The sequence below is a fragment of the Polyangium sp. y55x31 genome, assembly GCF_029946505.1.
Lineage (GTDB): Bacteria > Myxococcota_A > Polyangia > Polyangiales > Polyangiaceae > Polyangium.
In genome coordinates this window covers 19449-32655 of record NZ_JARZHG010000016.1, presented here as the reverse complement: position 1 = coordinate 32655, position 13207 = coordinate 19449, and the positions used below count along the sequence as shown (strand labels likewise).

The 13207-nt window shown below is 68.6% G+C and carries 9 protein-coding genes; 1 reads left to right on the top strand and 8 read right to left on the bottom strand.

Going from position 1 to position 13207, the window contains the following annotated elements; all coding sequences use genetic code 11:
• Positions 1-14 precede the first annotated feature (14 nt).
• The 6 genes from lanM to QHF84_RS26045 all read right to left on the bottom strand — a co-directional run bounded on the left by lanM (position 15) and on the right by QHF84_RS26045 (position 9497).
• Positions 15-3188: a type 2 lanthipeptide synthetase LanM gene (gene lanM, locus QHF84_RS26070; RefSeq protein ID WP_281316126.1), complete on the bottom strand. Its 3174-nt coding sequence runs from the start codon at positions 3186-3188 to the stop codon at positions 15-17.
• Between the two features lies 1 nt (position 3189).
• A complete protein-coding gene (locus tag QHF84_RS26065; RefSeq protein WP_281316125.1) occupies positions 3190-4602 on the bottom strand; it encodes a radical SAM family RiPP maturation amino acid epimerase in 1413 nt (470 codons plus the stop codon).
• Positions 4603-4633: 31 nt separating this feature from the next.
• Positions 4634-6136, bottom strand: coding sequence for a SagB family peptide dehydrogenase (locus QHF84_RS26060; protein WP_281316124.1), 1503 nt, complete (start codon positions 6134-6136; stop codon positions 4634-4636).
• 12 nt (positions 6137-6148) lie between these two features.
• Complete coding sequence (locus QHF84_RS26055) at positions 6149-8398, bottom strand: TOMM precursor leader peptide-binding protein (RefSeq protein ID WP_281316123.1); 2250 nt, start codon at positions 8396-8398, stop codon at positions 6149-6151.
• A gap of 200 nt (positions 8399-8598) precedes the next feature.
• Complete coding sequence (locus QHF84_RS26050) at positions 8599-8973, bottom strand: hypothetical protein (RefSeq protein WP_281316122.1); 375 nt, start codon at positions 8971-8973, stop codon at positions 8599-8601.
• 89 nt (positions 8974-9062) lie between these two features.
• Positions 9063-9497 carry an ester cyclase gene (locus QHF84_RS26045; RefSeq protein ID WP_281316121.1) on the bottom strand — a complete coding sequence of 145 codons (435 nt, stop codon included), beginning with the start codon at positions 9495-9497 and terminating at the stop codon, positions 9063-9065.
• A 393-nt stretch (positions 9498-9890) separates the two neighbouring features.
• On the opposite strand from QHF84_RS26045, the gene QHF84_RS26040 reads away from it, so the two are divergent.
• Positions 9891-10229 (top strand): hypothetical protein, encoded by a 339-nt coding sequence (locus QHF84_RS26040; protein ID WP_281316120.1) that lies wholly within the window; start codon positions 9891-9893, stop codon positions 10227-10229.
• A 105-nt stretch (positions 10230-10334) separates the two neighbouring features.
• Here QHF84_RS26040 and QHF84_RS26035 read toward each other — a convergent pair whose 3' ends face one another.
• On the bottom strand, positions 10335-11711 hold the full coding sequence (locus QHF84_RS26035; RefSeq protein WP_281316119.1) for a hypothetical protein: 1377 nt from the start codon (positions 11709-11711) through the stop codon (positions 10335-10337).
• Positions 11712-11958: 247 nt separating this feature from the next.
• Complete coding sequence (locus QHF84_RS26030; protein ID WP_281316118.1) at positions 11959-13110, bottom strand: hypothetical protein; 1152 nt, start codon at positions 13108-13110, stop codon at positions 11959-11961.
• Positions 13111-13207 lie beyond the last annotated feature (97 nt).

Genomic DNA, 13207 nt, shown 5'->3' with positions numbered 1-13207 from the left:
CGGACGAAACCAGGTCAGCGCGGCAGCCTGAGCAGCCGCAGCGAGGGCACCTGGCTGGGGAATTGTAGCCGGAGGAAGGCGCGTGCGATGGCGGGCAGGCCCCAGAGGATGGACAGGTGGTGCCGGTCGGCGGCTAGCGATGCGGGGAAGAAGGCGCCGGTCGAGGTCCGTAGCGCGCGGAGTTGCTCGGCCAGTGCGAAGGCTCGCGCTCGGTAATAGGCTGCGCTCGTGATCTCGTGGGCCGTCGAGGCTAGCTCGAGTGCGTCGAGCAGCGCGATCGTGTCTGCCGCTGGCGGCTCCTGGGCGAGCGCTTCGTCGACCTCTGCGAGTGCCTGGTCGAGGCCCAGGCCCGACCTCGCGAGCTCCAGCCCGGCGAGCAGCCGCCCGGGCGAGCTGGGCGCGCGATCTTGCCGCCGCCAGGCTGCGTACAGCCCGTCCAGCGCGCCGAGGAGTTGCGCGTCCGTCCCCTCGTAGTTGCGCTCGTGGAGCCTGGCGAGGCCCATGCAGAGCCCGGATGTGGGGTCGGGCAGGCGGGTCATGTAGGAGTCCCGCGGTGGATAGGGCGGCGGCGGCAGCTCCCCGCTCGCGCTGCACATGGCGAGGAGGCGTGATGCGAGTGCGGGTGCGAGGCCCTGCGCGGGGCTGGGTTGCTCTGCTGCCAGCATCGAGAGCAGGAGCCCTGTCATGCCGCAGGCGACGTCGGCGCATGCGCGCGGCAGGAGTGCTTCGATCCGGAGCGCTGCCATGCAAGCGTCGGCGGCGCGGTCGAGATCCGGATCGCCGAGCGCTTTGGCGCAATAGCGGAGGCAGAAGAGATGCGCGCCCGTGCCCATGAAGCCCCCGCAATACGGCGGGATCGTACGGGCGTGTGCGGAGCGCTCGAGGTCGAGGAAGGCGGCGCGGGTCCCTTCTGCGGCCTTGCGCGTGGCGGACAGGGCCCCCTGCGCGGCGGTTCGCCAGCGCTCCTGGCCTGTGAGGGCGTAGAGGTCGGCGAACAGGATGGCCAGCCCGCCGGTCCCCGTGAGCTGATCGGCCTCGAGGACTCCGAGTGAGAGGTGACCGATGTAGGGATGGTAGACCAGCCCCAACCAGGCCCTGTCGGGGGTGGATGCGGTGATGGCGTCCTCCAGCACGGCGCCGGCGATGTGCAGCGCCTCCTCGACCCAGCCGGCTGCTTCCTCGGGACCACGCGCCGCCTCTGCCCTCGCGGGCGTCGGGCCTATCGACAGCGCGGCGGCCGCCCCGTGACCCGTCGAGAAGCAGGAGCGGACGATGTCGAGCTGCTGCTCGAGGGGAAATGCATCGAGGGCGCGTAGCCGCTCGACGAGGCGATCCCAGGCGTGGCCGTCGAAATAACCGGTGATGCAGTCTCCCGCGGGCGTGCAGACCACGTCGCTGCTCGGGCGGGCGGTGAAGAGCGGAACATCCAGCTCCCGCAGCGCGGTGATCTCGCCGTGGGCGATCACGGGATGCTCCGCGCCGCGGCCATCGGCCTTGGCCGCGAGGGCGGGCTGGAAGAGTTGCTGCAGAAACATCTCCCGCTGGAGGGGATCGGCGAGCAGCCGCGGCGCGAGGCTCCGGCGAATGAGCTTGTGGTAGCTCCAGGTGTCGCGGTGGATGAACCGCACCGGGGCGCCGCGCAAGCCCCGCAAGGGCCCGTGAGGGTCGAGCAGCGCCGCCCGGTTCTCGCGCAGGCATGCCTGCATCCTCCGGTATCCCTCCAGGATCCGGTCCAGGTATCGCGCCGCGACGGCCGGCTGCCCGTCGAGGACCGGTGCGTGCTCCGGGTGTGTCCAGGTGACGTAATCGTGTTCGCTCGGCGGGCCAGGCCGTGGGGCCGCCGAGGGAGAACGCTTGAAGGGGCTGAGGAAGGGGCGGGGCGCGGCCAGCGCGCCGAGATCCTCGGTTCCCACGCCGACGTCGATGGGCGTCGGCATGACGATGGCGCAGGTCTCGACCGCGGATTCGGAGAGCTGCCGCCGGGCCTCCCGCTCGGAAGGCAAGAGGTGCCCCGGCGCCACCCGCGGCTGGAGCAGCATTTCCAGATCGATGAAGGCCGGGTGCTCGCCGTGCGCGATCAAGTTGTCCAGCCAGAAGTCGCGCCCCTCAAGCAGTTGCAGGAGGCGGATCAGCATGCCCATGCGGGTGTAGAAGCGCTCGACCTCCTCGGCGCTCTCGCACGGCCGGTGCTCGACGAGCTCCTCCCAGGTATAACTCCCCCGGACGAGGATGCGGCGCACGTGCAGCTCCGGCGAAAGGCCGGCGCCGTCGAGGAAGGCGACGAGATCCATGAATGCGGCCGCGCAGCGCAGGTCCTTGGGCTTGTAGACGACCGCGCGCCCGCCCTCGAAGCCGAGGAGCGCGACGGCCCGCCCGTGCCCGTGCACGTCCCCGGCGTCGCCCCGGAAGCTCTGCAGACGCCCCGGCTCGGCGCCGTCGAACAGGCGCTCGACGAGCAACGCACGATCCGCGGCGAGGCGCTCGCAGATCTCGGCCATGGAGCCACGCCAGTGCGCGTACGAGAGCCCGATCAGGTAGGCCAGGACCGGGAAGCGCTCCAGCTTGTCGAGCCATGTGTCGAGGTCCACGCCCGACGAGGGCGCTGCCGCCTCGCCCATGCCCATCAAGCCCGCGTTTGCTGCGGCGACGCGCTGCTCGTAATCGAGGACCGGCTCGAGGAGCCGCCACAACCTGTAGGCGAGCACGGACAGCATTCCTTGCCGCGCCGGCGCCGCGACGTCGAGCTTTACCGCCGCGATGTGCTCGTCCAGGCGTAATGCCGGCTCCCGCAACAGCGGCACGATGATCTCCGGGTAGGGCGCCGAATGCGGCAGGGCCGCGGCCCACGGCGCCTCGCCCCCGGGCTCGGTCGGGCCGAGCCCCAGCATTGCCTCGAGCGAATGGGCCCACGCGGGGAGTACCCGTGGATCTCGGACGGTCACCTCGGCGAGCCCCTCCTCGAAAGCGGCGGCATTCGATCCGAGGGCGCGCAGGTACGCCTCGAAGCCGCCCGGTCCGCCAGCGCCGATGGCCTGACGAAAGGCGTACGAGACTTTCTCGCGCCGCGCCCGATCCTGGCCGGGAGCGGGCACGAAAAACCCGCCGTGGGCGCGCTCGTGCGGGGGCGCCGCCCGCGCGATGATCCGTAGCAGCGCCGCGCGCCGCCGCTCCGTCGTGGTGGGTTCCATGTCAGCCGTCCACCTCGTCGAGCACGCCCGCGCGCAGGAGGTCGTCGAGCATCTCCTGCGCGGCGTCCGGGCCGACGCCGTCGATCCCCGCCACGATGTGCGTGATCTCCGCGGCCGTCTTCCCCGCGCCCCGCACGAGATCCCCGAGCGCCCGCCACGCGGAGGCGCGCCCCGCGCCCTCGAAGGTCGCGTGGCCTTTGAATCGTCCCACCAACCGGAAGCCGTCCGGCAGCTCCTCGTAATGCAGCCAGTCGTGGAAGCGGGGGCGGTCGTCCGGGCGGACGACCGGGGACATGGCCTCGTCGATCATGCGGCGGAGCTCGGCCGCGAGCGTGGTTTCGTCCGCGAACGTGGCCTCGTCGTGGACGATGTAGCCGAGGGGCCGGCGGTCGTCCGCGGTGCAGGGGCTGATGAGCTGCACGCTGCGGTCGCACATGTTGAGCAAGAAGCCGGTCACGCAGCCGATGCTCGCGAGCGGATACGCATTTACGCCTGCATAGGACGGGTCGCCCGTGTACCACGGCGCCCAGCGCAGGGTCTTGCGTTGCTTGTCCATGAGCCCCGGCTCCTTCTTCGCCCGCTCCCGGAACCGGCCGGCGTTGCTGAACGCGAAGGCCGAGTCGCGATTGAGCGGCAAGCACTCGACCCGCGAGAGCTCCTCTGCGGAGAACTCCGCGTGCACGGCGTCGAGCTGCTTGAGGCTGAGGATCGAGAATCGGTTGAGCCAGCATCCGCGCGCCTCGGACATCGCCAGTAGCGCCCGCGTCCGCGCCGGATCCCGCAGGGGGAGGGCCGTCGTCGTGGGCGGGAAGACGCCGATCGTTTCGTGGAAATCGAGGCAAAACCGCTCGTAATCCGGGTTGTCGAGTGGATCGGTGGCCCAGTAGAGAAAGCCCGTCTTCGCGGCGGGTCCCAGGTTATCCTGCAACGCGCGGAGCACGCCCCGGAAGAGCGCCTGGTTCGGCTCGTCGTGCCGGAAGACGGCGCTCAGGCGGCCGGGGCTCAGCGCGCAGAACCAGCAGCCCACGGAGCAGCCCTTCGTCAGCTCGATGCTCAGCGAGGCGTGAATGTTGGAGCGCGTGTGGAACGGCCCGAGATCGAGCCACTGGCGCGCGATCTGTCGCTCGCGGAAGGCGCGGATGCGCGGATCGACGGGCGCCCCCTCCCCCCGGTAGAAAGCCTTCACCCAGCGCGATTTCGTCTGGACGATCTGCCACATCGCGCGCGTGGCCGCCGAATAGCCGCCCTCGCTCGGCGTGCGGACGTCCTCCGGGTTGCACGCGATTCCGTAGCGTTCGAGCGCTCCTTTCGCGTCCCGCGAGAGCGCCTCGCGGAAGCTCGGATCGGCGACCCACCGCTCGTTGAAACGCTTGTAGACGGCGTTCGCCTCGAGGGCACGGTGAAAGAGGGTCATGGACATCTCGCACACTCCATTTCGATGGCGGCTAGACGCCGCCCTCCGGCCCGCTGCCGAGCATGAATTCGCCGACGGAGGTCTCCGCGAAATAACGGGTCCCCGAGGCCGCGGCGAAGAGGTCGGCGTCTCCGCTGCCGAGGGCGCATGGCGAGAGGCCCATGGCCGTCGCCACCAGGTACATGGTCTGATAAAGCACGCCCACGTGCTTCAGCGTGGTCGCGTAGGCGATCGCGTCGTATTTCCAGGATACGCGCTGAAACCGTGCCGCGAGGGCGATGAGCACCTGCGGATCACCGTTCGGCGCCGCCACGGAGGCATACCGCAAGAGCGCCTCGACGTACCCGTCGCGCTCGCGCACGCGGCTGAGCCGGTGGTGCAGCGGGTCGTAATGGTACATGCCGCCCGGCAGGCCCTCGCACCGGCGCACGATCGGGTAGAGCTCGATCTCGTAGCATTTGCCGCCGGACGGATACGGGCGGCTCGTCACCTCCATGCGCGCGCGCGTATGGCCGCCCTCGCCCATCACCCGGAATTCGCCGGAGGAGCGGACGCGCGCGACCCGATAGAGAAACTCGCCGAGCTGCGCCAGCGTGATGGGGTGCTCGCCGTACGTGTATATCGATCGCCGCGCTTCCATCACGCGCGCGAGCGGGGGATCTTCGGCCTGGATTCGCTCGAGGTCGGGCCGTTCGAGCACGATCGTCGCGTCGCCGGGCGGCGGCTTGACCGCCGGCAAGGGCGCGATCCGGTCGACGTGGCGGAACGTGGCGCCGAAGGGGGTGGAATGCCGCCCGAAACGGCTGCGGGCGTGGAAGAGCAGGTCGTGGAAGCCCCATTGCGCGAGCGCCGGATCCTCGTCCTCGGCCGTGAACCCGCCCTCGCCGGGGGTCGTGAGCGCGTCCGCGTTGAGCAGGAGCTGGAGGCAATCGGCGACGACCTCCTCCGGGGTCTCTGGCAGGCGCTCGGCGAGGTGGGGCGGCGTGTGCGGCTCGGCCAGCAGGGCGACGAGCATCGCCGCACGGGGATCCCGGAGGACGACCCGCGCGTGCCCGACCGGGGACTCCAGGACCAGCCGGCCGCCCTCGCGACGGCAATGGGCGAAGCGCGACAGCAGATACGGCTGCGCGGGGGAGAGCGCGCGGATCGTGAATCGATGACGCGGGTCGAGGCCCATGATCTCGGCGAGGATCACGCCTTCCTGCGCCGCGGCGTGCTGGAGCAGCCCGCAGAGCCGAAGCTGTTCGAGGTGATGGTAGAGCCGCGGCAGCGCGCCTTCGCCGTCGATCCCGAGGACCCGATCGGCCAGCGCGTCGACCGTGACGAACGCCCCGGCGAGGGCGTCGAATGCAGCGCGCAGGCCGGGGGGCATGCGCTTCCACGCGAGCGTGCCGAAGGGGGAGCTCACGGCGAGATCGCCGTCCGGCCGCTCCGAGAGGGTCGCGCCGTCCCTCAGCCGGACGCAGAGCGATCGCCCGGGGGAAGCGTATCTCGCGGCGGAGGGCCGCGCTTCGTGCAGATCGTCGTCGCGCATCGCCGGGCCTCCCTAGATGAAGATCGCCACCGGGTTGAGCTCGCTCTCGGCGAGCGGTCGGGGGAGCCACCCCATTCGCACGGGGACGTCGTAGAGGCGGCCGGGCGCGAAGCGGGCCCAGAAATGGCGCAGGCCAGGCACGACGACCTTGACGACGGGCAGCCCGATGTCCGGCCGCGTCTGGTCGAGGACGAGCATCTCGAGGCCGATACGCTCGACGATCGATTGGCAGCGCAGGACGTCGTCGCGAATGTCGTCCGTGTGGAACGACGGGTAATCGCGTTGCCGCAGGGGCGTGGCGGCCTCGTCCGGCGATAGATACGGGTGATCGGCGATACGCGCGGTGCGCCACCAGTGGATGGCCTCCGGATCATCGTAGGCGTAGCCGGTGCCATCGGGCTTTCCGCGCGAGACGCCGGGGATCATCTGATTCAGCTCGGTGAGCGCCCGCAGGACGCCGAGCCTCGCGTCGAAATGAGCGGCCGGCGCGAAGACGATGTCCTCGACGGCGCGGCCGAGGCGCCGCGAGATGGCCACGAACGCCGGGACCCCGAGATCACCCGTCAGATCGAGGACCCAGAGCTCACGCCCGAGGCCGCGATAATGGTCCTTCATCCGCTGGATGAAGGGCTCGTCGAAGCTGTCGAGATCGACCGCCGGGCGGCGCACGCGGTTGTACCACCACACGGCCACGCTGTCCCTCTCGCAGAGCTCCATGAACCCTTGCAGGATGGCCTCCTCGACGGTATTGCCGGCGGCGCATCCATTGGAGTCCGCGAAGCAGAAGAACCGCTCGGGCGGGGACGGGTAGCTGTAATAGCAATGGCTCGTCGGCAGGTAACGTGTCTCCCGCCGCGTGAGCGACCACAACGGCGTCCAGTCGATCTCCGCGCCAGGGTCGAATGGCAGCGGAATCGTGTCGAGGCGCCGGTCGCGCGCGTTCCACAGCGCGCGATCGCGATACTGCGCCTCGCTGTAGAGCGTGCAGCTCGTGGGATCGATGGCCTGCTCGCCGAGGGCGCGGGCCGTGGCCCGGCGCATGATTTCTTCACCGCGAAAGACGCCGGAGTAACGCTCGATGGCTTCGCAAAGGCCGCTCGCGCGTGCTTGCGCGTCGGTGGTCCCCTTGCCGCAGCAGGCGCTCCGCAAGTTGCGGCGTAGCCGCTGGAACGAGTCGTGGTATGCAGCGAGGTTGTTGCCGGCGATGTAGACGTGCAGCGGCGAGCCGTCCTGATCCGTGATGCGCACGAGCGATTTCGCGATGCCGGTGATCGGGCTGATGTGGTGCTCGTATTTCCGCAGCGTCTCTTCGGGCGATACGGCGCGGTGGCCGCCGTCGGCGACGAAGGTCTTGGGAACGCTGCGGAGCCGCAGGCCTTCGGAGGCCTCGGCCGCGCGACGCTCGGGAGCGCCGCATGCCGGGCACTGGGGGCGGCGGACGAGGACGTGGCGCTGCGTCTGCAGCGAGATGGCGTCGAACGTCACGAGCTGGCCATCGAGCGCCGTGCTCCCGCCGAGGACGAGCCATTTCGCGATCTCGGTCGCGACGAGGCCGAGCCCCACGTCGAGGGTCGAGGGCAGGGCTCCGCGGGTCGGATAGGGCGCTGCCCGTTCCCGGGCCCGCCTGGCGAACTCCTCGACGTCACGGTTGGCCCGGAGTCGCTGCGCGAGGCAGGCCCAGCAGCCGGTGTGGCCGGGCCGGAAGATCGGTCCGACCCAGGAGAAAATGCCATTCGGTTTGGCGATGAGCCACGGCTTCTCGGTCGCGAGGGCGCGCCGGTTGATCTCCTCCAGGCCGTTTTGCAGGTAATCGTCGACCAGCGCCACGGCGAGGTGGGCCTCCTCCTCGCGCGCCTCGCGGACGCCGAGCACACCCAGCCGGGCGCGCAGGTCGGCCTCCGGGACCTCTCCGATCGCCATCACGCACACGGCCTTCGCGACGAGGTGTTCGGCCGCGGTCAGCGTGTCGAGGCCCAGCGCATTCCAGAATGCCGCGGCGCCCTCCGGAAGGGCCTGGCACGCCTCCTCGACATGGCCGTTTTGCGCGAGGACCAGGAGCGCGTGGTAGATCTCGGCGGGCGGAATTTCGCCCAGCAAGAGCTCGATGATCTCGTCCGTCGAGCGCCGGCCGTCGAGCATGGGTACGACTCGCGCGTAGACCTGCCCCGATACCACGAAATACCGACCCTCGCCGATGAACAGGACGCGATCCCCGAGGATCTCGGCATGGAGGTGGCTCTTCAGCTTGGGCATTTTCAGCATGACGACACCGATTTCGATCTTCTGGCCCTGTCCTCCGCGATTTCGGCATGGCGCGGCTCTCGCGCGAGCGCGTCGAGCGCGCGCACGCTGCAGCGCAATGTCGTGCCCACGGCGCCGAGCCGCCCCGGGTGATGGCCCCGCGGCGCACAGGTCGCGGGCATTGTCCGGCGTGCGTCGTCGCACGCCGTGAACACGATATTCTAACTGCAGCTATTCGACGAAGCCGAAGAAGCGCTGGAGACACAAGACGGGGTCGTGCACGCCGTGCTGGCCGTGGTCTGGCAGCTCGCCGCGGCGAGCATCGCCGTGGAGAGCTCCTCGTGCGACATCGCCTCCACCTCCGGGATGACGAGGTACAGCGTGTTCGGGCTGCGCTCGGCCGGGACATCCTCGAACGACTTCATGATCTCGATCTTCATACCCGCCGGGATATCGAGCCCGTGCTCGGTGAGGACGGGCTCCGGCTCCATCATCAGGCGATTCTTGAACGCCTCGTCGACCATGGCCTTGGCCGAGACCTGGCCGATGATCTTCCGAGGATCTTCGTGCGACAGTGATTTCTCTCTCGTATCCATGATTCCCCCTCCATGTGGCGTCGTTCCAGACTGCGGCCCGGCCAGCCGCCACGTCCCGGCCGGACCGCACAAGCGCGTGCCGTTGCACGTCAAGCCATGGGAACGATCGCGAGGCCGAGCGCGAGGAGCAGGCCGAGCGTGTCTTGCTCGTGCCATACCTCGACGATCTTGTTGTCCTCGATGCGCGCGATCATGATCCCGGTCATCTGGGCGGAGACCCCTTTTTTTCCTCCGAGCACCACGTCTCCCGGTATGCGGAAGCGGTAACGCCCCACCACCTTGTCGTCGCTCGCGAAGAGATCCAGCACCTCGACGTCCACGCGTCCGGCGCGCTTCGCCCACGCGACGGCATTCTCCCGCCCAAGGTCGAGGTGTATTCCATCGCGGCTGAAGTCGTGCGCGATGTCCTCCGAGAGCAGCTCGCCGATGGTAGCGTGGTCGCCCCTGCATACGGCCTCGATGTACCGCCGCACGAGCGTTTCGTTTTTCTTGGGCTCCGCGGTGTTCGCCTTTTCGCTGGCCATGGTTCTCCCCCTCCTTCGCGACGTCACGAAGGTCGGTTTCTCTTGCCGGTAGCCGCCGCGGCTCGTCGGGAAGCCGGTGAATCCATCGATCGGCGTTCGATACGCGTCCGAGCTGGCAACCTCAACCACGATGGTGATTGTTCTCGACCCGGGACCCGTCAAGAGCACCGTCGGCGACCCCGCGAATCAGCGCTTCCAGGAAAACGCATTCTCAGCAGCGCGCTCGCCAATCGCCGCCACGACGGCGTCCTTCGCCGCGTCCCGCTCCGCGGCGTAGCGCGATACCTGCGAGCGCTGACATCGCGTAGCGCCGCCGAGCGCAGGTATGATGATTGCAATGTATGTCATCCGGGTGCCCCATGAAAGCGCATGGTTGACCCAAAGGAGCCATCCATGAATACCATCCGTTGGTTCGTTTCCCTCGCTGCAGCGCTCGGCGCCATGGCAACCGCGTGCTCCGACGCGCACGCGTCCGCTGGTGGCGTGCAAGAGGAAAATGCTTCTCATTCGATGGCGCTGCGGAGCCAGCCGCAGGTGAACTGTCGGATTGCGGAAATTCATGCAACGATTTTGTACATCATACCGATCATTGGACCCTATACTGGCAACTGCGCCTCAGCCGGCGCGAACTGCGAGGAATGCGCCGCCAATTGTATACAGGATTTCAAACAGCACATCGGCGGGGTGATCCGCATCGACTCTCAATCCGAGACACTGTGCCCGGTCCAGTAGTCAGGGACCAACGGATGGGACTTTGACATGGACGAGATTGGGCCGACCGCTGCCAGGAGGAGGACGCCGTGGCCCCCGGCCATCGGCGCGATCCTCCGTCGTTGATTACTTCTTACATACCTTGGTCTTGCGGAGCTCGGCGAATGCGGCCGAGAGATCGTCCGCGTTCTTGCGCAGGGTGTCGGGCGAGGCATCGATCCCACTCACGCCGCCGAGCGTCCTCGCGGGCGAGAGCCCGGCCGGCAATGCCACTCTCGGGCAGCCCTCGCGGAACGTCGTCTCGGCGCTCACCACGAGATCGTCGGCCAACTGATCGCCGACGCTGAAGGCGTCCGGCCACACGAAGGTCCCGGAGACGACGGTGCTTTTTCCGTCGTTGATCTCGAACTGGATCGAAGTCTGGCCGCTGTGCCCCCATCCACTGCCGAATCCGAATCCGAAAGAACGGTCTGGGTCGGGCATCGGCACGCCGGCCGGGAGCGGGAATGCTGCATAGGGCCGCGCGTCCTTGTCCAGCTTGTCCTTCAGCCATAACGCGAGCGCGAGGCGCCGGAGCGCGTCCACCGAGAGCGTCCCCACTTGCGTCTTCATGGCACCGGTGCCCCGCGTCGCGCCCTGGTTCACGGCTCCGCCGGCGTCGAGGACGAGCCCGCCGCACCGGGAAGCGATGTAGGCGGTGCCTGTCTCCAGGTCATAGGCGCGGGCCTCGTCGCAGAAGGAATAATGTCCACGTCTCCCCCGCAGGACGAGCCAACCTTGCGGCGAGCGATACCGCGCCTCCGGCAGCGCGGGGAGCTGCGAAACGAGCTTATCCACGCACGCCGTGTAACGGGCAAGCCTCTCGGCAGGCGGCTCCTTTCTGATCGACCGAGCGCACGCCTCCGGGCTGCCGAGCCCGTCGTCCGCGGAGTCCTCTCTGTGCGCGCGCTCCTGGAGCAGGCCCACCCGCACGAGCTCGCGCCCGACGTCCAGCGCCGTCCCCTCCGCGACCGGATCACACACGGCGCTGAAGGAAGGGCACAGGATCGCGCGCATGGGGTCGGATGTCGGGAGGAGCTCCGGCGCAATCATCCGAGGAATCGACGGCGCGAAGTGGACGGCATTGGCGTGCTGCAGAGCGTCCTTGAAAAAGTCCTGCCCGCCCGAATCCCACCACTTTGCGACAGCCCAGGCGCGCGCGGCCTCGAGCTCCGCCATGTCCGGCGAGCGCGCCAGCGTGCCATCCATGTAACAGGGGGAGTTGAACAGTCCCGCGATACGCCCGGTGACCGCGTCGGCGGCGGACGCGTCTTTCGGGAGCTTGCTCACGAGCTTGGCGATCTCCTTCGTCTCGTCCAGCGCGGCCTGCTGCTCGTCTTTCGTGCACCAGCCGAGCGAAGCCGCGTCCTTCGGCGCCTGCATCTGCACGTCCGCGTCGTCGTCGGCGCTCGGGGCGGGGCTCGCCGAGGGAGCGTCCGAGGTGGGCGCAGAAGGCACCGACACGACCGTGGGGCAACGCGCCGGAGCGGGAGGCGCCCCGGAGCACGCGGCGAGCAACCCCAAAATCGGGGCAAGCGCGGCGGGAAGCCACGCCTGCACCCGCCAAGTGGACCAGATGGGCAGCATCGTCGAGATAGGAGTCATATACCGGTGCCTCCGACAGCGGCGCCAGCGGGAAGTTTCGCGGCGGGTCGATGGACCGGGATCAAGCAGGCGTGGGGAGCCCAGCACGAGCACGCACGACGGGCGGTCACTTCAGGGTTCTCATCACCGTACCAGCGCTGGAGTCCGTCCAGTAAACGTGCGTCGCGTCCACGGCAATGCCGGTGGGATTTTGGATCTTGGGACCCGCTGCGAGCGTGATAGGCCCATTCTCGCAGCCGCCCACAGGACACTTCATCACGGCCGGCGTGCCGCCCATGGCGATCACTGTCCAGTATACGTTCACACCGTCGGTGGTGATCGCGTACGGGATGTCGAGCCCGTCGCCAAAAGAGGCCATCGTGATGGGCATCAGGCTGCCACATTCGGTGAGGGGACATTTCATGACGGAAAAGTCCGCGTTGGTCCAATAGACATTCACCGCGTCCATGGCGATTTGACGCACGCCGATTGCCAATGCCGAGGCGAGAGCCGCCGGCGTACAGGCGGTGGAATCGCAGGTCATCACGGAGCTAGGGACTTCGGCCTCCGTGGCGCTCGCGCCCCAGGCGAGCTTCGTTCCGCTGACGGCAAGTCCAAAGGGCACGCCCTGCACCTGGGCGAGCTCGATGGGCGTGTTGGCGCAGCCGCTCGTGGGACAGCGCAGGAGCAGGCCGGCCCCGCCAGGCTGCGGCGTGATTTCGGTCAAATAAAGTTGCGCATCCTGTACCGCGATCGCGTTCACGAACACATCCGTCAGGAGGGACTCCGGTGCACCTGCGCACCCCTCGAGCCCGCACTTCATCACCGAGCCGTCCGTGCCGAAGGTCCCATGGTTTCCCCAGTACACGCTGATATCGTCCAGCGCGATGACCTCCGGACTCGTCTGTCCGCTGGCCAGCACCGTCGGAGCGCCTCCACACCCGGCGACGGCGCATTTCATCACCGTGCCATCGACGAGCGACGTCCAGTATACGTTGGCGGAATCCACGGCAATCGCATGTGGGCCATTGAGTCCAGCGGCCAGGATCTCCACGCAGTGACCGGTGTCATCGCATTCCTCGATGATCCCGCCGCCGGTCCCACCACTCCCCCCTGTGCCGCCCATCCCCCCGCCACCAGCGGAACCCCCGGCGCCAGAGTTGCCCGAACCGACGCTCCCTCCGGTCCCAGAGCCGCCCCCAACGACGCTCACTTCGCATGCCACGCTGGCGATCGCCAACAGAGCCACCCCTACGGCTTGAATACTTCGCTGCATCATCGACGACCTCCACCACCGAACGGTGCCACTCCGCGCACAGCGCTGGCAAGGCTTGTACCGTTCGCCAAAGGCGCGTTGGGTCTTGCTTTGCCCTGCC